The sequence below is a fragment of the Undibacterium sp. Ji83W genome, assembly GCF_049340385.1.
GTDB lineage: Bacteria > Pseudomonadota > Gammaproteobacteria > Burkholderiales > Burkholderiaceae_D > Undibacterium.
On sequence record NZ_JBMPOZ010000036.1, the window covers coordinates 1 to 19,299 of the forward strand.

At 52.1% G+C, this 19,299-nt stretch carries 22 protein-coding genes; 7 read left to right on the forward strand and 15 right to left on the reverse strand.

Annotation, left to right across the window (positions count from 1 at the left end):
• Nucleotides 1-454: 454 nt before the first annotated feature.
• The 3 genes from ACO0LD_RS30340 to ACO0LD_RS30350 form a co-directional block, all read right to left on the reverse strand.
• Complete coding sequence (locus ACO0LD_RS30340) at nt 455-1,081, reverse strand: GIY-YIG nuclease family protein (RefSeq protein ID WP_423013010.1); 627 nt, start codon at nt 1,079-1,081, stop codon at nt 455-457.
• A 131-nt stretch (nt 1,082-1,212) separates the two neighbouring features.
• On the reverse strand, nt 1,213-1,785 hold the full coding sequence (locus ACO0LD_RS30345) for a hypothetical protein (protein ID WP_423013012.1): 573 nt from the start codon (nt 1,783-1,785) through the stop codon (nt 1,213-1,215).
• A gap of 330 nt (nt 1,786-2,115) precedes the next feature.
• The gene (locus tag ACO0LD_RS30350) at nt 2,116-2,763 is read right to left on the reverse strand and encodes an NADPH-dependent F420 reductase (RefSeq protein WP_423013014.1); all 648 of its coding nucleotides are present in this window, start codon (nt 2,761-2,763) and stop codon (nt 2,116-2,118) included.
• A 122-nt stretch (nt 2,764-2,885) separates the two neighbouring features.
• Between ACO0LD_RS30350 and ACO0LD_RS30355 the strand changes: the two genes are divergently transcribed.
• Nucleotides 2,886-3,809, forward strand: coding sequence for a LysR family transcriptional regulator (locus ACO0LD_RS30355; RefSeq protein WP_423013016.1), 924 nt, complete (start codon nt 2,886-2,888; stop codon nt 3,807-3,809).
• A gap of 275 nt (nt 3,810-4,084) precedes the next feature.
• Nucleotides 4,085-4,330 carry a hypothetical protein gene (locus ACO0LD_RS30360; RefSeq protein ID WP_423013018.1) on the forward strand — a complete coding sequence of 82 codons (246 nt, stop codon included), beginning with the start codon at nt 4,085-4,087 and terminating at the stop codon, nt 4,328-4,330.
• Between the two features lie 47 nt (nt 4,331-4,377).
• On the opposite strand, the gene ACO0LD_RS30365 is transcribed toward ACO0LD_RS30360, so the two are convergent.
• The 10 genes from ACO0LD_RS30365 to ACO0LD_RS30410 all read right to left on the reverse strand — a co-directional run bounded on the left by ACO0LD_RS30365 (nt 4,378) and on the right by ACO0LD_RS30410 (nt 14,184).
• Nucleotides 4,378-4,866: a rod shape-determining protein gene (locus tag ACO0LD_RS30365; RefSeq protein WP_423013020.1), complete on the reverse strand. Its 489-nt coding sequence runs from the start codon at nt 4,864-4,866 to the stop codon at nt 4,378-4,380.
• 84 nt (nt 4,867-4,950) lie between these two features.
• Nucleotides 4,951-5,376 (reverse strand): hypothetical protein, encoded by a 426-nt coding sequence (locus ACO0LD_RS30370; protein WP_423013022.1) that lies wholly within the window; start codon nt 5,374-5,376, stop codon nt 4,951-4,953.
• A gap of 91 nt (nt 5,377-5,467) precedes the next feature.
• Nucleotides 5,468-5,986, reverse strand: coding sequence for a hypothetical protein (locus ACO0LD_RS30375; protein ID WP_423013024.1), 519 nt, complete (start codon nt 5,984-5,986; stop codon nt 5,468-5,470).
• A complete protein-coding gene (locus ACO0LD_RS30380; protein WP_423013026.1) occupies nt 5,979-7,019 on the reverse strand; it encodes an L-threonylcarbamoyladenylate synthase in 1,041 nt (346 codons plus the stop codon). The genes ACO0LD_RS30375 and ACO0LD_RS30380 overlap by 8 nt, the downstream gene beginning before the upstream one ends.
• A complete protein-coding gene (locus ACO0LD_RS30385) occupies nt 7,016-8,236 on the reverse strand; it encodes a 5-(carboxyamino)imidazole ribonucleotide synthase (protein ID WP_423013028.1) in 1,221 nt (406 codons plus the stop codon). The genes ACO0LD_RS30380 and ACO0LD_RS30385 overlap by 4 nt, the downstream gene beginning before the upstream one ends.
• 289 nt (nt 8,237-8,525) lie before the next feature.
• Nucleotides 8,526-9,023, reverse strand: coding sequence for a 5-(carboxyamino)imidazole ribonucleotide mutase (gene purE, locus ACO0LD_RS30390; protein ID WP_423013030.1), 498 nt, complete (start codon nt 9,021-9,023; stop codon nt 8,526-8,528).
• On the reverse strand, nt 9,023-9,919 hold the full coding sequence (locus tag ACO0LD_RS30395) for a phosphoribosylaminoimidazolesuccinocarboxamide synthase (RefSeq protein ID WP_423013032.1): 897 nt from the start codon (nt 9,917-9,919) through the stop codon (nt 9,023-9,025). Before ACO0LD_RS30395 ends, purE begins: the two co-directional genes overlap by 1 nt.
• 318 nt (nt 9,920-10,237) lie before the next feature.
• The gene (gene fba, locus ACO0LD_RS30400; RefSeq protein ID WP_423013034.1) at nt 10,238-11,302 is read right to left on the reverse strand and encodes a class II fructose-bisphosphate aldolase; all 1,065 of its coding nucleotides are present in this window, start codon (nt 11,300-11,302) and stop codon (nt 10,238-10,240) included.
• A 27-nt stretch (nt 11,303-11,329) separates the two neighbouring features.
• Entirely contained in the window at nt 11,330-12,763 is a 1,434-nt protein-coding gene (gene pyk / locus ACO0LD_RS30405; protein ID WP_423013036.1) for a pyruvate kinase, read from the reverse strand.
• 227 nt (nt 12,764-12,990) lie between these two features.
• Nucleotides 12,991-14,184, reverse strand: coding sequence for a phosphoglycerate kinase (locus ACO0LD_RS30410; protein ID WP_423013038.1), 1,194 nt, complete (start codon nt 14,182-14,184; stop codon nt 12,991-12,993).
• A 721-nt stretch (nt 14,185-14,905) separates the two neighbouring features.
• Between ACO0LD_RS30410 and ACO0LD_RS30415 the strand changes: the two genes are divergently transcribed.
• Nucleotides 14,906-15,196 (forward strand): hypothetical protein, encoded by a 291-nt coding sequence (locus tag ACO0LD_RS30415; protein ID WP_423013040.1) that lies wholly within the window; start codon nt 14,906-14,908, stop codon nt 15,194-15,196.
• A gap of 237 nt (nt 15,197-15,433) precedes the next feature.
• Here the strand turns inward: ACO0LD_RS30415 and ACO0LD_RS30420 are convergent, their stop codons facing one another.
• Together ACO0LD_RS30420 and ACO0LD_RS30425 are read right to left on the reverse strand one after the other, a co-directional pair.
• The gene (locus tag ACO0LD_RS30420) at nt 15,434-15,757 is read right to left on the reverse strand and encodes an AzlD domain-containing protein (protein WP_423013042.1); all 324 of its coding nucleotides are present in this window, start codon (nt 15,755-15,757) and stop codon (nt 15,434-15,436) included.
• Nucleotides 15,754-16,491: an AzlC family ABC transporter permease gene (locus ACO0LD_RS30425; protein ID WP_423013044.1), complete on the reverse strand. Its 738-nt coding sequence runs from the start codon at nt 16,489-16,491 to the stop codon at nt 15,754-15,756. Before ACO0LD_RS30425 ends, ACO0LD_RS30420 begins: the two co-directional genes overlap by 4 nt.
• Before the next feature lie 520 nt (nt 16,492-17,011).
• On the opposite strand from ACO0LD_RS30425, the gene ACO0LD_RS30430 reads away from it, so the two are divergent.
• The 4 genes from ACO0LD_RS30430 to ACO0LD_RS30445 are packed head-to-tail and all read left to right on the forward strand — an operon-like array spanning nt 17,012 to nt 19,283.
• Complete coding sequence (locus tag ACO0LD_RS30430; RefSeq protein WP_423013046.1) at nt 17,012-17,221, forward strand: zinc-finger domain-containing protein; 210 nt, start codon at nt 17,012-17,014, stop codon at nt 17,219-17,221.
• An 18-nt stretch (nt 17,222-17,239) separates the two neighbouring features.
• Nucleotides 17,240-17,671: a YybH family protein gene (locus ACO0LD_RS30435; RefSeq protein WP_423013048.1), complete on the forward strand. Its 432-nt coding sequence runs from the start codon at nt 17,240-17,242 to the stop codon at nt 17,669-17,671.
• Nucleotides 17,672-17,712: 41 nt separating this feature from the next.
• On the forward strand, nt 17,713-18,669 hold the full coding sequence (locus tag ACO0LD_RS30440; RefSeq protein WP_423013050.1) for a YheT family hydrolase: 957 nt from the start codon (nt 17,713-17,715) through the stop codon (nt 18,667-18,669).
• A complete protein-coding gene (locus tag ACO0LD_RS30445; protein ID WP_423013052.1) occupies nt 18,669-19,283 on the forward strand; it encodes a DUF2946 family protein in 615 nt (204 codons plus the stop codon). Before ACO0LD_RS30440 ends, ACO0LD_RS30445 begins: the two co-directional genes overlap by 1 nt.
• The last annotated feature ends 16 nt before the right edge of the window (nt 19,284-19,299 follow it).

The following is a 19,299-nucleotide window of genomic DNA, read 5'->3' on the forward strand; positions in this document are numbered from 1 at the left end:
AAATCTACGTTGCAGGTTTCAAACCAAAGGTACGATGCGGCATCCAGTCACTCGATCTTGATATGCCTACCAAGAACTTGTTGGTAATTATATTAACTAACTACCGGAAGCGTCATAATACAAGGTACGATTAGTGCAACGTAATCGTACGCATACAGTGGCGTGAAACTACAGATAACTCAAAGCCACCACCAAAGCCGGTTTATTTTTTTCTTAAGTGAAGTGCGGGCTATTTTTTTGAATTGACGCTGACATAGCAAACCTCTTATCGAAACGCCTGAAATTAATTGACATGCGTACGATTACGCTTGCGCTAATCGTACCTACACTGGCTACATCCAGCAAGCTACGCTATGGGTTGGGGAATTTATAGGCTGCGCGGCAATGCACCGATGATTGAATAAAATTATCGATACAGTTAACACTAAACTGAACACCTAGTATTCATATTATTTTATTGACCTGAAGTGTTCAGTACACGAAGATGTATATCGACAATTTGATCAATAAATTCGATTGCGTCTTCACTAAAAAATTCTCTCGCATTGCTCAGTCTGTAAGGTGCAAGAAGCTTATGAAGTGATTGCTCCAATTCAACATAATTTCTGACTTTATAGGATTTAATTTCCTCAAATTTGAAAGGAGATCCGGTTGTATACAATTGATTAATTCGTGTCTCCAATTCCTGTGTAGTAAATCCGATTTTGATAATTCTCTTGCCTTCCGCCGTAAATACGCCACTGGACAAAATATATACGACTCCTAAATCCTGGAGCAAATCGTCAGGTAAACTCTCATCTTGAAGTGAGTCAGCCGCTTCCGAATTATCGATGAGTGAGATCGTATATGGCTTTACTGAGTTATCAATTGAATACTTATCACTCTTTTTAACATAGCCGTATATAGGCGCAAGAAGTGCATGATCTAAGTTACTGTAATTGCCTCTAGCAACATTGTCTTTTGCTTTATCAGTTCCATAGAGTTCAGGAAATCGTTGCTTAATAATATCCTTGATTTCTTGCGGAGTTAGTGGCTTATTTGAGCTATTCACTACTTCATCGATCGCTTGAGTAAGTTTCATTTTTTCTACCTCGTGTGATTTTATATTTTGATCGGAGCATAAATTATGTAGAAATGACAAAATTATAAATCTTGGATATGGCCATTCGCTGCAAAATTCACACATAACACTAACGTAATCGTATCTACGCGCTAAGGCACCGTCGCATTGATCGATGGAGCAAATTTAATCGCTAAAAAAAGTAAGAGTTGAAGGAAAGGAATTCCCCATACGAAAATCTTTACTATTGCAAGGCCAGAGATAGGCGACAAGTCAACCTTAATCAATGGGTAAAAATGATCTTCTGCGTAACCCGCATTTTTCTTTGCGGTTTCAAGTCGCCCGTTACTGTCTTTACTATCACCTACTTTGCTGTGCCCTTCAACTGCAAGCAGGTGGTGGTAAAAACCAAGTTCAATTTCAAGTCTATGCAGTGTTTCACTTCGCAAATTGTATAGATGACGACATCGTAAATACCAAAGCAGCCAACAAAGTAAAACAAATAGTGAGAAGACAGGGAGTCCAACAACAATGGCAAAGCTATAAAATTCCTTGCTCTGGATAAGATCAATAGCCTCTTTGCGCAGAACAAGTCCTGTCAAAAGAAATACGGCTGCAATCAAAATGCTTCCGATTTGCCAACTTAAAGAATCGTAATGGCGAAGCATTTCTTGCGCTGCCGAATATTCCAATTTCTTTTTTTCAAATTCATTATCATCACTCATGGGAACCCTTTATATTTAGAGTTGTTATTGAATAGATATTAAATTAAAGACAACAGAATTGGAATTATTTTGGCAATAAAAAATGTTAATTAAATATTCTTGATCAAATGTTGCTTTGTGGCATGCATGATGGAAATTAGTAAATGAGTCTCTGGCACAGCAGGCCAGATTCTGAACTTGAATGTCCAAAATAAATTGACGTGCGTACGATTACGCTCTAATCGCACCTACACGGGCTTAAAACGGCTGTGACCAAGTGCTGCTTCATAAGCGTCGCTTCGCTCACCAGCAGTGACTGACAGCGTCTGCCGGGTGAGCATACGATCTCGATTAGTTGCGGATGAAGTTATGTGTCGACAACGGGCCGAAGGGCAGCGAAGCGAGCGGCCCACCGACATCGAGCACACCAAGGTCAACTGGGAAGAAGCCTGCGGCTTCCATCACCCCCCGCACCTCTGCCTTTGCGCTGGCGTCGTCACCTGAATAGAACAATACGCGCTTGCCACCTGCCACCTCAGGCTCCTTCAGCACATTGACATCGTTGTGGTTGAATGCCTTGACGACGCGTGCACCAGGAACCAATTGCTGGATGACTTGACTAGAGTGCTTTTCACCAAGATTGACCGCCTTGATTCCATAAGCTGCGAGCGGATTGCTTGGGTCGTTCGCATCTGGCGATGTAGCAGGATCGAAGAACTCCACCGGATTGGTGCCGTCGATCACAATGCGACCGTTCCACGCTGGCAGGCTGCCCAGCACTTTCGCCGCATCGACCCAGCGAACCGCAACCAGCACCATGTCGGCGCTTGCTGCCTCTTCTACTGTGCCAGCCTTGATGGACGGCCCTAGCTCTTTGACCAGATCAGCCAGCGAGGCCGGTCCGCGGCTGTTGGATATGGTGGCAGAAACGCCTTGCTTTGCGAGAATGCGAGCGAAGTTGGAGCCGAGGGCGCCCGAGCCAATGATGCCGATAGTCATGATATTTCCTTTAGAGTTAAGTGAATGAATTGTTTGCCAAGTTGAATTTTAGTACCAGGCTGTTTATAGCGTTAGTAGCAATCAGCTATAATCTGCTTCAATCATTACTTGAAAGTAAAATCGTGGAAACTCTCGCCAATCTGGAGTCCTTCGTCCGCAGTGCGGAGTGCGGTAGCTTCTCTGCTGCGGCACGTCGACTGGGCTTGACGCCAGCAGCAGTGAGTCGGAACGTTGCGCTTTTAGAACGCAACCTTGGCGTGCGACTCTTCTTGCGCAACACGCGTGGCCTGACACTCACTGAGGCGGGCGAACGTTTTCTGCAATCAGTTCAGAGTGGTCTCGACAGCATCCAGGGAGCAATTGCGGACATCAAGGTCAATGCCGGGCAACCGGCAGGCGTATTGAAGCTGAGTGCTGCACCGGGATTTGGCATGGATTATCTGTTACCTCTTATGCCAGCGTTTCTCGAGCGATATCCGGGCGTGACCCCTGATTGGGTTTTCGATAGTCGCCCACTGGATCTGATCGCAGGCGGCTTTGATGCGGCGATAGGCGCTGGTTTTGAGTTGCCGCCGGGTATGGTGGCACGCGAACTGGCGCAAATACATTTGATTGCGGTGGCATCGCCGGCGCTATTGCAGGGCAAGCGCCGGCCGAAAGATCCATCTGAACTTGCCGGGTTCCCCAATGTTGTCATACGTTCTCCATTGACTGGTCGTATGCGGACGCAGATCATGCGTAATAGCGTCGGCGTCGAAGTCACTGCAAAACAGCAACCAATAATGCTGGTCAACGATCCTGATGCCCTCAGTCGTGCCGTGCTGCTGGGCCTTGGCGTTGGGTTGATACCAGTCCCGCAAGCTGCACCCCATCTGGAAACTGGCGCACTGGTACGGTTGCTACCAAATTGGTATGGCGATGTCGGGGCGATCTCCTTGTATTTCACCAGTCAGAAACTGTTACCTGCGAAGACGCGCGCCTTTGTCGATTTTGTTGTCGATGCATTTCGGGCACAAAAACTGCCGCAACTTTTTTCCGCCAAATAGCAAGCGCAGATACGATTAGAGCGTAATTGTCTACGCGGACTAACAATTTTCAGCTGTGACTTTACCTTTCAGGTAATTGCCAAATCTTGTGATGCATTTATGATCGCTGCTACTTTCCAGAGGGCAGCGTCATGACTTTTTCACTTTCTTATGTTGTTTCAGCTGGTCTGCTTGTGGCAGGACTGGTGCATCTGGTACCTGTTGCCGGTTGCCTGGGGCAGGCGCAGCTTGCTGCCTTGTAAGGGATCAGCATCGACGGGCCTGATGCAGAAATCTTGCTGCGCCACCGGGCTGTGTTGTTCGGTTTGTCTGGCGTATTCATGTTGTTGGCAACAGCAAAATCCGAATTGCAGTGGCTCGCTCTGAGTACCGGGCTGGTCAGCGTAGTCTCGTTCCTGGCAATTGCGATTATCGTCGGCGGATATAACGCCGCCATAGGCCGCGTCGTCATGGTGGATGGCGTAGCGCTGCTGGCTCTTGTGATTGCCAGCCTGGCGAAATACAGGTTGCAGTTCACCTAACTACGATTAGTGAAACGTCATCGTATCTACCTGAAGCACCAATTGCATCACTCAATAACACGCCCATGGGAAGGATATTGGCCGGACAGTATTTCCTGATCAGTCAGCTCGCCTCCGTACCAGAGTATGACTTTGTATGCGCCAGCCCCAAACCCCAATTCACGAAATGCCCGCCCCTCTACCTGGGTAAAACTGCCATCAGGATTGCCGAGTGGATGGAAGATGATGATGGGATTCATAGTCATGGCAGAGCTGGACTTGACGCGCGTAACAAAGGCCTTGATGAGTTGCTGTGCCACGGTAAAATCAGATACAAGTGAGCGAGGATGAGCAAAGGGATTAAGCACAACGGCACCGGCCTGCCCCACTGCTGAAGACCGCGCCGCAGCGCCAACACCCAGTATCTTTTGATCAGGTGGCGCACTGATCGCCAGTTCAGGTACTTCTGAAATGCACTCTCCAGATTTGATATTCTTCACGCTTAGGAGATCAGGAGAAATCCGGACATAGATAAATTGCTTGAAGGAGTCGAACATAGATGATTTATTTGTGGGGTGAGCGAAAAAGACCCAGTGAAATTTTTTATTGATGTATGTGTGATTACGCGGAACTGATCGTGCCTACATGGGCTGTGCAAACTGCTCTTGATGCCGCAACAGTATCTTGCGCATCCACGGGGCGATGCACCAGGCATCTTCAATATTTTCTTGCTCCACACTTGAGTAGTACCAAACCGAATAGATGTGCAGTGCTATGTTATTTTCTATCAAAAGCAATATATTTTTCCATAGATGACTTTCCAGAATAGCCGTATCTGCAGCATCGATGACAGAGTTGAGTATCACTTCCATCAAAGTGAATTTTTCGTCGTCACTTAATGACAAATTTTCATACGCAACAACAAAATCTTCAATTCTGGCAGAGTCAGCTACAGCATAATGCCAATCGTAAGCCAGGGGTGGCGGCGCTAAACCAAGTTGTTTGGCAAGTGCATGCATAGCCTCGCTGGTAGGGCTTCTCCATCTATGCTCCAGATCGGCATACATACAATTCCTATTTTATTTTACGAACTGATAAGCGGTATTCATCACACGTTGTCTGTGTATCTACCTAGGTACTGAATATTTGCTTTGAAGTTCAAACCTCAGAAAGCACAGCTTTCAGATTCCCCGCCAACTGCTCAGCCTTTTCCACCGAAGGTGCATGTTCAATGGCCAATTGCGCTGCCTGTTTTGCTTCTGCAAATCTGCCCAATGCGTGCAAGATGTGGGCATGGGCATTGCAATTCAACCAGTGGGTAGGGGCGGCTTGCAAAGCAGGCTGTAGCGCATCCAGGGCTTCGTTTGCGAGATTCATTTCCAGCAAATGCATTGCCAGGAAATACCTGCTGGTGATGATGGTGATACCACCCTCTGTTTCACCAGCCTGCAATTGAAGGAGTAGCGCTTGTTCGTAGTGGAGCCTGGCTTTATCGTTCTTGCCTGCCTGCGCATAGATGCCCGCCAACTGGCCATGATAATCAGGCGCAGCGCAATGATTTGGCTCCGCAAGAGCGATTGCTTCTTCTGTTTTTTGTGCTGCCAGTTCCAGCTCTGATTTTCCCCAATGAGCCAGGCCTTCCTGGGCTAGCTGGCTGGCTTTTTTCTGATCAGTCATTGTCAAGCAAAGCTTTCAAAATATCACGCGAATCAAACGCCGCACGGCGCAAGCGGTCATTCACGCCTTGCCAGTCTTTGTCTTGTGGCAAAGCTTCCACCAAAATTAAATCTGCGTGGGCATGATCAAGCTCACGCAAGCCTGCGTACAGGTCGTGGGCATAACCGACCGGGTCGGCGGGCAGGTGGCGCCAGGCTTCTGCCTGGATGGCGGGGTGGGCCTGGTAGCTCATGAGGGCGAGTTTTTTGTTTTTGGCGTGCAGGCGATTCACTGTGTCGTCCAGCTCTGCAGCTTCTACCAAAATCACTGGTGTGTGCGGTGCGTAATGGGCGTCCAGCGTGCCGGATGCGCGGGGGGCGGCGGCGTCTGGCGCTGCTGGTGTGGTGCCCAGTACGGCGGCCATTTGAGCGACGGTGATGTGCCCGGGGCGCAGCAGCACGGGGCCATGAGTGGCGAGGCGGCTGAGATCGACTATTGTTGACTCTATGCCGACATCGCTCTGGCCACCGTCTAGTATGCTGGCGATGAGGCCGCCGGGTTGTATCTCTTGCTCGAATTCTTCTTCTACGTGCGCTGCCGTGGTCGGGCTGACGTGGCCGAATTTATTGGCCGATGGTGCCGCCACGCCGCCCTTGCCTGCCTTGAAGGCGCGCAAGAGTTCTTGTGCTACTGGGTGTGATGGGCAGCGTATGCCTACCGTGTCTTGCCCGCCTGAGACGGCATCGGGGATATGGTTGGCACGTTTCAAAATCAGGGTCAGCGGGCCGGGCCAGAAGGCTGCGATGAGCTGGTGCGCTTCTGCCGGGATGTCCTTGGCCCAGTAGCGGATGTCAGCACCGGGGGCGACGTGGACGATGACAGGGTGATTCGATGGCCTGCCCTTGGCGGCATAGATATTGGCGACGGCGGCAGGGTTTTCTGCATCTGCACCCAGACCATAGACGGTCTCGGTCGGGAAGGCGACCAGTTGGCCGCTCTCCAGTGCTTGTGCTGCTTGTGCGATTGCCTCAGGTGTAATGACTTGTGACTTCATGCCCACTCCGGTGCTGCTATGCCAAGGATGGAGCAGGCTTTGCCGAGATTGTCCTGTGCCTCAGCCATCGTCGGTGAGATAAAGGTGATGTGCCCCATCTTGCGGGCGCGGCGGGCTTCTGCCTTGCCGTACAGGTGCAGGTGTGCGCCGGGGATGGCCAGCACCTTGTCCCATGCGGGCTCGCGCATGGTGTCGGTGTCGCCTTCATACCAGACATCACCAAGGATATTGAGCATGGCGGCTGGCGAATGCTGGCGCACGTCGCCCAGGGGCAATTGTGCGAGTGCCCTGACCTGCTGCTGGAACTGGCTGGTGACGCAGGCATCAATCGTGTAATGGCCGCTATTGTGCGGGCGCGGTGCCATTTCATTGACGACCAGGCTGCCATCCTTGAGCACAAAAAATTCTATGCACAACACACCGACATAGCCCATCTCTGCAATGATGTGCAGAGCCGCTGCTTGCGCCTTGCTGGCGACATCTGCCGACACATGGGTGCTGGGAGCAATGGTGGTGAACAGGATGCCATCGCGGTGGACGTTTTCTGCGATTGGATATACCACCGCTTCACCATCGACACCACGGGCGACGAGGACGGACACTTCGTAGGCTAGTGGCAGCATTTTTTCCAGCACGCAGACCTGGCCGTTCATGCCAGCGAAAGCGACGGCGAGTTCGGCACGATCACGCACACGTACCTGGCCTTTGCCGTCATAACCCATGCGTACGGTTTTCAAAATGCCGGGCAAGAGATCATCGCTGACTTTGGCCACATCGTCCTGGCTACTGATGGCCAGGTGCGGTGCCGGATAAACGCTGGTAGTCGTACCACAGCGGGTGAAGAAGTTTTTTTCTGCGATGCGGTCTTGCGCGATGGAGACGCAGGCAGCAGCTGGTGCGACGAAACTGGTTTGCGCCAGCAGCTTCAGGCTTTCTGCCGGGACGTTTTCAAATTCTGTAGTGACGGCTTTGCTGAGCTTGGCCAGTGCCATCAGGCCGGGGTGGTTTTCATAGCCAGCCTGGATATGCTGTCCTGTTACTTGGGCAGCTGGGCAGCCTGCTTCAGGTTCCAGCACGGCTACCTGATAACCCATGGCTTGCGCCGCCTGGGCAAACATGCGGCCCAGTTGGCCACCACCCATGATGCCGAGGCAACTGGCTGGGGTGTTGGGTAACAATGGCTGGCGGGGCTGTGCGGGCTGTGGATGAGTGGTCATGGTAGTGATTTCAAACTAGGAATCGTTTGTACACAATAGTACAAATCAAATGAGATACGGATATTTAGGTGAATTTGTTCGTGCTCGTTGAGCCGTAGGTTGGGCCGGGCCGTAGGTTGGGCTGTATCGTAGGTTGGGCTACGCTTCACCAGCCCAACACTGGGCCTCAACAAACGTATACGTGATTCAAACGCCGAGTGTTGGGCTGATAAGACGTAGCCCAACCTACAAGGTCAGCCCAACCTACGAAGCTAACCTAACCTACGAAATTATTCCAACCTACATACACTCAAACCGGCAACACCATATCGCGTGCAACTTGCGTTTGTTTTTCGCGGAACTCGATCAACCTCGCCGCCAATGCATCATCGGTCGTCGCCAATATCGCAATCGCGGCCAAGGCGGCGTTTGCAGCACCTGCCTCACCTATCGCAAAGGTCGCTACCGGTATGCCTTTGGGCATTTGCACGATGGATAGCAATGAATCTTCGCCGCGCAGGTATTTGGATGGCACGGGCACACCCAGTACTGGCACGATGGTCTTGGCAGCGATCATGCCTGGCAGGTGGGCTGCACCGCCAGCACCGGCGATGATGGCGCGCAGGCCGCGCTCGCGGGCGGTTTCTGCATAGGCGAACATTTCGTCAGGCATGCGGTGGGCAGAAACGACCTTGGCTTCAAAGCCTATGCCAAATTCCTTGAGGATGGCGACGGCGTTTTGCATGACGTCCCAGTCTGAGGATGAACCCATGACGACACCGACAACAATTTTATCTGTAGTCATCATCAGTCCTTCAGGCTTTCGCCAGTCAGGCGTTCCAGTGCTTCGCGGTATTTGGCGGCAGTTTTTTGCACGACTTCATCTGGCAGGGCTGGGGCTGGTGCTGTCTTTTTCCAGCTGGTGATGGTTTCCAGATAATCACGCACGAACTGCTTGTCAAAAGACGGTGGTGAAATGCCGGTAGCATACGAATCAGCAGGCCAGAAGCGGGAAGAATCGGCAGTCAGCACTTCATCCATCAGGTGCAGCACGCCATTGTCGTCGAGGCCAAATTCAAACTTGGTATCGGCGATGATGATGCCACGGGTGGCAGCGTATTCTGCGGCTTCGGTGTAGAGCTGTATGCTGATGTCGCGGATCTTGGCGGCCAGCTCTGCGCCTATGCGTTGCTCGGTTTCTGCATAGCTGATGTTTTCATCATGCTCGCCCATTTCGGCCTTGGCAGCGGGGGTAAAGATAGGTGCTGGCAACTTGGCTGCCTGTGGCAAGCCTGCTGGCAATTGTATGCCGCAGATTGCGCCTGTGTCCTGGTAATCTTTCCAGCCTGAACCGATGATGTAGCCACGTACCACGGCTTCTACCATGATGGGTTTCAGGCGTTTGGCGACGACGGCACGGCCTTTGACTTGCGCCACTTCATCTTCTGCCACGACGGATTCTGGTGCGACGCCAGTCAGGTGGTTAGGCACGATGTGACCCAGCTTTTCAAACCAGAAATTCGCCATCTGGTTCAGCACGCGACCTTTGTCAGGAATGGGTTCATTCATGATGACGTCGAATGCGGACAGGCGGTCACTGGTGACGATGAGCAGCTTGTCGTCGCCGACAGCATAATTGTCACGTACCTTGCCACGGCCCAGCAAAGGCAGGGAATGAAGAGTGGAATTGATTTGCGTAGTCATGAGGGATTTCTTTATTTCGATCTGGATAGGGTTTACACAGAATTGTTGGTGAGGCGCTTCAAATATCAAAAAATTTCGATACGCATAGACGGTACATTGCTCGACTATCCCCTCCCCTTCAAGGGGAGGGTTAGGGTGGGGATGGGTTTCGGTTGATTAACGCTCAATCAAATTGCGCTAGAACCCCATCCCCATCCCAACCTTCCCCTTGAAGGGGAAGGAGCAAAACATCATCCCGCTACTACCACCAATTTTGTCTAAACCCTGCATTTCTTCCCCCACTCCGGTTCACACCGGAATGAGGAAACAAACTGAATCTTAATTGACGATCTGCGCCAAAGCGCCTTTCTTGTACTGCTCTGCCACTTTTTCCAAAGCCATAGGCTTGATCTTGCCAGCCTGGCCTTCGCAACCAAATGACAGATAACGTGCCTTGCACACCAGTTTCGCAGCTTCGCGTGCTGGTTTCAAATAATCACGTGGATCAAACTTGCCTGGGTTTTCAAACATGTAACGGCGAATCGCACCTGTCATCGCCAGACGGATGTCAGTGTCGATGTTGATCTTGCGCACGCCGTTCTGAATACCGATGACGATTTCTTCCACCGGCACACCATAGGTTTCTTTCATGTCGCCACCGAACTGGCGGATTTCGTCCAGCAGTTCTTGCGGTACGGAAGAAGAACCGTGCATCACCAGATGGGTGTTAGGAATGCGCTGGTGGATTTCCTTGATGCGGTCTATCGCCAGGATGTCGCCAGTAGGCTTCCTGGAGAATTTGTATGCACCGTGGGATGTACCGATGGCAATTGCCAAGGCATCGCACTGGGTTTGCTTGACGAAGTCAGCCGCTTGCTGCACGTCAGTCAGCAATTGTTCGCGTGTCATTTTGCCGTCGGCACCGTGGCCGTCTTCTTTATCGCCCATCATGGTTTCCAGTGAACCGAGCACACCCAGTTCTGCTTCTACCGTGACGCCGATGGAGTGGGCAAACTTGACCACTTCACGCGATACTTCGACATTGTATTCATAGCTGGCAACGCTCTTGCCGTCTTCTTCCAGCGAGCCGTCCATCATCACGGACGTGAAGCCGGATTTGATCGCAGCCATGCAGACCGCTGGCGACTGGCCGTGGTCCTGGTGCATGACGACGGGGATGTGCGGGTAAGCTTCTACCGCCGCTTCGATCAGGTGACGCAAGAATGCTTCGCCAGCATATTTGCGGGCACCGGCAGACGCTTGCATGATGACAGGCGCGCCAACTTCATCGGCTGCCTGCATGATGGCGGTGACTTGCTCCAGGTTGTTGACGTTGAAAGCTGGCAGACCGTAACCGTTTTCGGCGGCGTGGTCCAGCAATTGACGCATGGATACGAGTGGCATAATTAACTCCAGATTGCTTATTAAAAATCAGTTCTCGCCGACCTTGACAATTTTCATTGCATTGGTCCCGCCAACCTGCCCCATGGGTTCACCCCAGGTGACGACGATCATGTCACCATGATGGACGACGCCGTTTTTAAGCAAGACGGTTTCGGCAGATTTCAACACCACTTCGCGGTCAGACGAGTATGGCAGGTTGAAGGTCTGGACATTGCGGTACAAGGCGGCTTTGCGTTGGGTAGCGACGCTGGGTGTCAGTGCAAACAAAGGCACATCAACACTGTGGCGGCTCATCCATAAAACAGTAGAACCAGACTCGGTCAGCGCGACGATGGCCTTGACGCCCAGGTGGTGGGCAGTGAACAAGGCACCATAGGCGATGGACTGGTCGATACGGGTAAAGGTCAGGTTCAGGAAATCAGCATCCAGTTTGTTTTCCTGGAATTTTTCTGCTTCCAGGCAAATGGCGGACATTGCTTCCACGGTTTCTATCGGGTATTTGCCAGATGCGGTTTCTGCCGATGTCATGACTGCGTCTGTACCATCAAGCACGGCATTGGCGACGTCTGACACTTCAGCACGGGTAGGCACGGCGTTGACGATCATGGATTCCATCATCTGCGTAGCAGTAATAGCCAGCTTGTTGGAGGCACGCGCCATCTTGATCATGCGTTTTTGCAGGGCAGGTACGGCAGCATTGCCGACTTCAACAGCCAGGTCACCACGGGCGACCATGATGCCGTCCGATGCGTCGAGAATTTCTTGCAATAGCGGGATGGCTTCTGCACGTTCGATCTTGGCGATCATCATCGGCTTGTGATTAAACGGCTCACCGGCGATGTTGGACAACTGCCTTGCCATTTCCATGTCGGTGGCATTTTTGGGGAAAGACACGGCGATGTAATCCGCCTGGAAAGACATGGCGGTCTTGATGTCTTCCATATCCTTGCCGGTCAGTGCCGGTGCAGTCAGGCCACCGCCCTGGCGGTTGATGCCCTTGTTGTTCGACAGCTCGCCACCAATCTTGGTGATGGTATGGATTTCATTGCCGATGATTTTTTCTACTACCAGCACAATCAGGCCATCATTGAGCAACAGCAAATCGCCGTTTCTAACATCGCGCGGCAGGGCTTTGTAATCAAGGCCGACACGCTCTTGCGTACCCATGGTGCAGTCTGCATCGAGGATGAACTTGTCGCCGTTTTCCAGCTGGATGCGGGAGTTTTCAAACTTGCCGATACGGATTTTAGGGCCCTGCAAATCGGCCATGATGGCGATTTCGCGGCCACACTCTGCTGCTGCCTGGCGCACCATCGTGGCCCGGTCTATATGATCCTGCGCCTTGCCATGCGAGAAATTCAACCTGACCACATTCACCCCGGCTTGTATCATACGCTTGAGCGTAGGCAAGTCATTGGAAGCTGGGCCTATGGTGGCAACAATCTTGGTGGCACGTGACATCTGGTCTCCTGAAAATTTTTTTATATGTTGATTACATAAAACCTGAAAACTGATTAAGACCGAAAAGCTCACCACAGAGACACAGAGGGGGCACTGAGGGTCACAGAGAAAATCTTTTTAGGCAACGAAGGTCCAATGACTGGACGCTTATCTGCTTTTCTCTGTGTCTCCTCTGTGTCTCGGTGTCTCTGTGGTTAATGGTCTTGAATTTGATCTTGACCTTGAATTTACTTTACCGCGCGTTGCAACAAAATTTCTACTGCTGGCAGGGTTTTGCCTTCCAGGAATTCCAGGAAAGCGCCGCCGCCTGTCGAGATATAACCTACCTTGTCAGCGATGTTGTACTTGGCAATTGCGGCCAAAGTATCGCCACCGCCAGCGATGGAGAAACCTGCCGAATCGGCAATCGCCTGGGCCAGTACCTTGGTGCCGTTGCCGAACTGGTCGAATTCAAATACGCCTACCGGGCCGTTCCAGACTATGGTGCCGGCTTTCTTGATCTGTTCTGCCAGCAGTGCAGCAGTAGTTGGGCCGATGTCGAGGATCATGTCGTCGTCCTGCACATCTGCCACTGCCTTGACGGTTGCCACTGCAGTTGGTGAAAATTCTTTGGCGCACACTACGTCGGTAGGGATAGGCACCGACGCACCGCGCTTGGCCATCATGTCAATGATGGCTTTGGCTTCTTCCACCAGGTCCGCTTCTGCCAGGGACTTGCCGATCTTGAGGCCAGATGCCAGCATGAAGGTATTGGCGATACCACCACCGACGATAAGGTTATCCACCTTGTCTGCCAGCGATTTCAAAATAGTCAGTTTGCTCGATACCTTGGAACCGGCAACAATCGCCACCAGCGGGCGTGCTGGTTGACCCAGCGCTTTGCCCAGAGCATCCAGCTCCGCAGACAACAGCGGGCCAGCGCAGGCGACAGAGGCAAACTTGGCGATACCATGGGTAGTTGCTTCTGCGCGGTGGGCAGTGCCAAAGGCATCATTCACATACACATCGCACAGGGCAGCCATTTTTTGCGCCAGTGCGTCGTCGTTTTTCTTTTCGCCCTTGTTGACGCGGCAGTTTTCCAGCAAGACTACCTGGCCTGGCGCTACGTCCACACCATCCACCCAGTTTTGCTTCAGTTCTACGTTCACGCCCAGCAATTCAGACAAGCGCTTGGCAACCGGTGCCAGCGTATCTTCCGTCTTGAATTCACCTTCGGTAGGACGACCCAGATGCGAAGTCACCATCACAGCCGCACCTGCCTGCAAAGCCTGTTGTATCGCCGGGACAGATGCGCGGATACGGGTATCTTCGGTAATATTGCCGTCATCGTCCTGAGGAACGTTCAAATCGGCGCGGATGAAAACACGTTTGCCCTGAAGCTGGTTGGCTGCGATCAGGTCACTGAGTCGGTTGAATTGCATCGTGATATGGAGTTGGCAAGGTTGAAGGGTGGCGCCCCTGTCTCGGCTAGCCTTGATAACGCGCATAGTAGCGCACGACAAAGCCTGACAAAACACGACGCCGGGATATTTCAAGACTTACACAAAGCTGCTGTCGCGCCATGTTGGTGCATGGTTGGAACAATCTTGTGTAAGCCCTGTGGATATGTCCAAATAAGTCCAGTATTGCAAAAGTCCCCAGCCCGCTATTTTACCAAAGCCAGCTTGCAGACCATACGGTTTTGCGCGGGTTTTGCGAGTTTAATGCAGGAATCGATAATAAATTGGCATTTATTTAGTGGAATTGCTTGGGCTTGGGGGATTGTGGGGAGGTTTGATTGGGTATGGTGGCTTGATGATGCTGTTAGCACATTCGTGCTTTTGTTGGATTTTGACTAATTTCTCATGTCAAATGCGCTTATTGATTATATGCATTAAACGAGTGTCTACCGCCGAAGCCTCTATGCACTTGCACAACCAATCCTATAGCTACGTCATTCCTGCGTGCTTTTGGCAGGAATCTAGCGGCGTTCGTGGCAAACTATTGCATAAGTTGATCCAAAGATCGTAACGTCACAAGTTTTGGCTTATCAAATGTCTGCAAATGTAACTGCGTAAAGGCAACGTTTACGCACGATAAAGTCCCGCCAGAATTAATGCAATAATTAAAAATCCCATTTTCATCAAAAAAGATCTGTCGACCATGAAGCTTCAAATTGAACTAACGAAATTCTATACAGAAAAAGACGAATCACGTTTTTTCATGGCGCTAAGAGAAATATCGGCCTTGAAATCGATACAAGGCGTTGGGCGCTCACTCATCATCGATTTTGATCTGAGAGGGCTGGGTCGTGATTCTCTGCTTGAATTGATCGGCATATTGACTCGCTACCAAATCAATTTAAAACCGCTTGCCATACTCGCGGAGCGCAGCAGATTTACCTGGCTGAAGGATAAGACATGGTATTGGTATGCCGGGATGTTTGGCAAATAATGGAGCGTAAAGACTACCTGTCAACCTGTAATCTCAAGTCAGGTGTGATCTTATTTAAAATCGAAACATTCAAAACACGGCGAATCTGAAATTAATCGATGCTAAAGCTTGCCACGAACGCCCCTGGATTCCTGCCTGCGCAGGAATGACGTAGCTAAGGGAACAGTTTTTTATCAAGCCAGGCTTCGATGGGCCATCCTTGCGATGCCTGGCTCACGGCCAGGCTCTCGTCCCAGATCACAAGCCCAGCCGAATATAAGTAAACACCGCCATCCCAAAAAATATCGTCTGCAACATATTTCGTCGCACCAAAAAGAAAGCTGTTGCCAGCAAACCCGCCAGCAGACGCGGGTTTTGCAGGCCCACTTCGACCTGGCCATTGGTCAGCAACAGATCAGGCACGATGATGGCGGCCAGCGCGCAGGCCGGGGCGTAGCGCAAGGCCTCCTGTACACGCTTGGGCAGACTGATGTGGTGGCCGACCAGCCAGAAGCCGCTGCGGGCGATGAAGGTGGCGAGGGTCAACAGGGCAATGACCAGCCAGATTTCCCAGTCGCTCATGCTTGCTCCTCTTTATTCTTGTCAGTGGCCGCTTCTTTTTTACCGTCCAGGTATTCTTCCAGCATCATTGCCGTACCCATGCCCAGCACCACGGCCAGCAAGAGGCCGAGTTTGTAGGGCAGATTCACCGCAAGCAGGGCCACGATGCCTGCCACGACGACACCGGCAAAGGCGGCGCGGTTGATGATCAGGGGTAGCATGATGCACAGGATGGCCAGGGTTCCGGCAAAGCCCAGGCCCCAACTGCTTGGCACCTGGCTACCGAGCAAAATGCCGATGATAGAGCCAGTTTGCCAGGCTGCCCAATTCGGGAAGACCAGGGATTTGAGATAGGCCAGCTTGCCTTTTTCCTCCACAAATTCAGGGTAACGCTGTATGAACAGGCTGACAGAAATGTCGCCTGTCATAAAACCCAGCCAGGCGCGAGTACGCCAGTGCAGGTATGCAAAATGGGGGGCGAGGATGGCAGAAAATATCAAAAACCGCAGATTCACGACCAGCGCTGTCGCGAAAATCACCCAGGCTGGGGCGTGTGCAGCGATCAGGGGGAGTGAAGCGAGTTGGGCTGATCCGGCAAAAACCAGCAGGGTCATGCCCATTGCTTGCGGCAGTGTCAGGCCAGCCTTGATCATGGCAACGCCGACCACCATCCCCCAGGCACCTATGCCAAACCAGGTGGGTGCACCTACTCTCAAACCTTCCTTGATCGCGGCCTTGTCTGATTCAAATGACATGAGAGTGTAGATAGAGCGGGAAAGTGCACTATTGTAACGGGGAAACAGGAAGCTTGCCTGTGAGGGTGGATTTTGTGAGCAAGTTGGCAAATAAGATACGAACATAAATGCCGTGTAAGTCCCCTCCTCTTCAAGGGGATGTTGTCGGGGTTTCGCAAAGCATGCTTTGCGCCGACGACATCTAAGCAGCTTGCAGCTGCTTAACTTCGTAGGTTGGGCCGGGCCTCGCTAGGCCACGTTTTATCAGCCCAACACTCGGCGGATAAATACCGCATACGTTTGCAGCGGCCCAGTGTTGGGCTGATGAGGCGTAGCCCAACCTACGCACGAACAAGGCCCGGTCCAACCTACGATTTGTGCCAAGCTATGCCGAACACAGCACCACCAGCCACCAGCACGAATACCCCCAGCCACCCCAGAATCCGTTAAAATCCCGTTGGCAATGTCTAATTTGGAAGTAATCCAGCGCCGCCAGCATGGCACGCGCACTTCCCGCAACAATTTTAATTACGGAGTCCCCATGTCCACTACAGCCAGCACAGCCACAACCAATAACATCGTCGAACTGCAAGCCACGGATTTGCCTGCGCACTGCCCTAACCCGGCCATGCCGCTGTGGTCATCCCACCCACGGGTTTACCTGGATTTGTCGCATGGCGGCTCGGCCACTTGTTCTTATTGCGGCACGCAATACAAGCTGGCGGCTGGCGTTGTGCTCAAAGCCCACTAATCTCCTCCACAATCCATCATGGCCGCTAAAAAACAGTTGAATGGCAGTGCCGACGAAGTTGAGGCGGCCTTTTATGATGCACTCAGTCGTGCCGATCTGGATGGCATGATGGCCCTGTGGGCTGAGGATGAAGAGATAGTCTGCATCCACCCCGGTGCAGCAAGGCTGATAGGCCATGCTGCCATCCGCAGTTCCTGGGAAGCCATCTTCGAACGTGGCAGTGTGCAAATACGTCCTTTGCAATTGCATGCCACTCACAATATGTTGACGGCAGTACACAGCATCGTTGAAGAATTCCAGCGCCCCAGTGACAGCAGCCAGGATGTACATATCCTCGCTACCAATGTGTATGTCAAGACGCCACGTGGCTGGCGCATCACCATGCACCATGCCTCGGTGGCGTCTGGCAAGCCACCGCTGGATATGTTCAAGGCCAGCATCCTGCACTAATTACCTACACTCAGCCACAAGCACCACCGGATTATCCACACATGAAATACTTGTCCCCACGCTGGTTACCCGGTGGCCATCTGCAAACGATCTACCCGGCAGTGTTTATCAACAAGCCGCACACACCCTTGCGGCGTGAACGCTGGATTGCGCCGGATAATGATTTTGTCGATATCGATTTTCTGGATGGTGAACCCGGCAAACCTTTTGTCGTGCTGTTCCATGGTCTTGAAGGTTCCAGCGACAGCCATTATGCGCGTGCCATGATGGCAGCTTTGCGTGCGCGTGGCTGGTCGGGGGCGATACCACATTTTCGTGGATGCTCAGGCGAGCTGAACCAGGCACCGCGCTTTTATCATTCTGGCGATGCGCAAGAGATAGGCTGGATCATAGAGCGCCTGTACCAGCAATTCCACCACCAGCATGATGGCGGCAAGTTTTATGCGGCGGGTGTTTCACTGGGCGGCAATGCCCTGTTGCGCTGGCTGGGTGAATCACAACACCATGCGGATATCGTCAACGCAGCCTGCGCGGTTTCTGCTCCACTCGATCTGGCGCAGGGTGGTGCTTCGCTGTCCAGTGGTTTCAACATGATCTACACGCGCATGTTCTTGAAGACGCTGAAACCCAAGTGCCTGAAAAAGCTCGATCAATTCCCTGGCCTGTTCAATAAAACCGCCATGCTTGAAGCCAGGGACTTGTACGAGTTCGACAATGTCGTCACCGCGCCCCTGCATGGTTATCTCGATACAGATGATTACTGGCACAGGGCCAGCGCCAAGCATATACTGGGTGACATCACAGTACCGACCCTGGTGCTGAATGCCAGGAATGACCCTTTCCTGCCCGCCCGGCATTTACCCACGCAAGCGGCAAAATGCGTGACGCTGGATTACCCTGAGCACGGCGGCCATGTTGGCTTTGCAGCAGGCAATGTGCCAGGTCATTTGAACTGGTTACCACAAAAGATTTTGAATTTTTTTGAGGCGAATAGCTGATGGATGACATCGTCAAGGCAGCCATGGCCAAATGGCCCAATGTGCCGCATTGCTATGGCTGGCTGGCCCTTGATGCCCGAGGCAACTGGCGCATGCGCGATGAGCGTAGCCAGACGTTGAACCTGCCTGGCGATATCATCCGCCACCCTGCCCTGCTGGCTTTCATCAACCGCAATTACCTGTGCAATGAAGAAGGCTGCTGGTATTTCCAGAATGGCCCACAGCGTGTGTATGTCGATCTTGAAGCCACTCCCTATATCGCCAACACCACGGCAAATGGCAGCTTTGCCCTGCAACATGGTGAACAGGCATTCACCCCCGAACTGGCCTTCCTTGATCCGCAAGGCAGGTTGCAACTCAGCAGTGGCAATACGCTGGCGCAACTTGATGACCGCGACCTGGCACTATGCCTGCCCTGGTTGACGCTGGATCAGCAGCCCGTCAGTGATGAGGCATTATTGCAGTGGCTGGAAGATGCTGGTACACCAGGCCAACTGCAGTTGCGCCCACCTGGTGCGCCTGGCATGTGCCTGGAAGTGCAGCGCTGTGAACAAGCTCAATTGATGCGCGAATTTGGTTTTGTGCAAAAGCCGAGAGCGGCAGAGCAGGTTTAGATTTTCTTGGAATAAG

Excerpts from the sequence above, each read along its gene's own strand:
- ACO0LD_RS30435 (WP_423013048.1), top strand. The coding sequence starts at position 17,240 with ATGGCCGCTAAAAAACAGTTGAATGGCAGTGCCGACGAAGTTGAGGCG.
- purE (WP_423013030.1), bottom strand. The coding sequence starts at position 9,023 with ATGATGACTACAGATAAAATTGTTGTCGGTGTCGTCATGGGTTCATCC.
- ACO0LD_RS30410 (WP_423013038.1), bottom strand. The coding sequence starts at position 14,184 with ATGCAATTCAACCGACTCAGTGACCTGATCGCAGCCAACCAGCTTCAG.
- ACO0LD_RS30370 (WP_423013022.1), bottom strand. The coding sequence starts at position 5,376 with ATGTATGCCGATCTGGAGCATAGATGGAGAAGCCCTACCAGCGAGGCT.
- ACO0LD_RS30375 (WP_423013024.1), bottom strand. The coding sequence starts at position 5,986 with ATGACTGATCAGAAAAAAGCCAGCCAGCTAGCCCAGGAAGGCCTGGCT.
- ACO0LD_RS30420 (WP_423013042.1), bottom strand. The coding sequence starts at position 15,757 with ATGAGCGACTGGGAAATCTGGCTGGTCATTGCCCTGTTGACCCTCGCC.
- ACO0LD_RS30345 (WP_423013012.1), bottom strand. The coding sequence starts at position 1,785 with ATGAGTGATGATAATGAATTTGAAAAAAAGAAATTGGAATATTCGGCA.
- ACO0LD_RS30415 (WP_423013040.1), top strand. The coding sequence starts at position 14,906 with ATGAAGCTTCAAATTGAACTAACGAAATTCTATACAGAAAAAGACGAA.
- ACO0LD_RS30385 (WP_423013028.1), bottom strand. The coding sequence starts at position 8,236 with ATGACCACTCATCCACAGCCCGCACAGCCCCGCCAGCCATTGTTACCC.
- ACO0LD_RS30380 (WP_423013026.1), bottom strand. The coding sequence starts at position 7,019 with ATGAAGTCACAAGTCATTACACCTGAGGCAATCGCACAAGCAGCACAA.
- ACO0LD_RS30440 (WP_423013050.1), top strand. The coding sequence starts at position 17,713 with ATGAAATACTTGTCCCCACGCTGGTTACCCGGTGGCCATCTGCAAACG.
- ACO0LD_RS30445 (WP_423013052.1), top strand. The coding sequence starts at position 18,669 with ATGGATGACATCGTCAAGGCAGCCATGGCCAAATGGCCCAATGTGCCG.
- fba (WP_423013034.1), bottom strand. The coding sequence starts at position 11,302 with ATGCCACTCGTATCCATGCGTCAATTGCTGGACCACGCCGCCGAAAAC.
- pyk (WP_423013036.1), bottom strand. The coding sequence starts at position 12,763 with ATGTCACGTGCCACCAAGATTGTTGCCACCATAGGCCCAGCTTCCAAT.
- ACO0LD_RS30350 (WP_423013014.1), bottom strand. The coding sequence starts at position 2,763 with ATGACTATCGGCATCATTGGCTCGGGCGCCCTCGGCTCCAACTTCGCT.
- ACO0LD_RS30425 (WP_423013044.1), bottom strand. The coding sequence starts at position 16,491 with ATGTCATTTGAATCAGACAAGGCCGCGATCAAGGAAGGTTTGAGAGTA.
- ACO0LD_RS30365 (WP_423013020.1), bottom strand. The coding sequence starts at position 4,866 with ATGTTCGACTCCTTCAAGCAATTTATCTATGTCCGGATTTCTCCTGAT.
- ACO0LD_RS30395 (WP_423013032.1), bottom strand. The coding sequence starts at position 9,919 with ATGACTACGCAAATCAATTCCACTCTTCATTCCCTGCCTTTGCTGGGC.
- ACO0LD_RS30340 (WP_423013010.1), bottom strand. The coding sequence starts at position 1,081 with ATGAAACTTACTCAAGCGATCGATGAAGTAGTGAATAGCTCAAATAAG.
- ACO0LD_RS30430 (WP_423013046.1), top strand. The coding sequence starts at position 17,012 with ATGTCCACTACAGCCAGCACAGCCACAACCAATAACATCGTCGAACTG.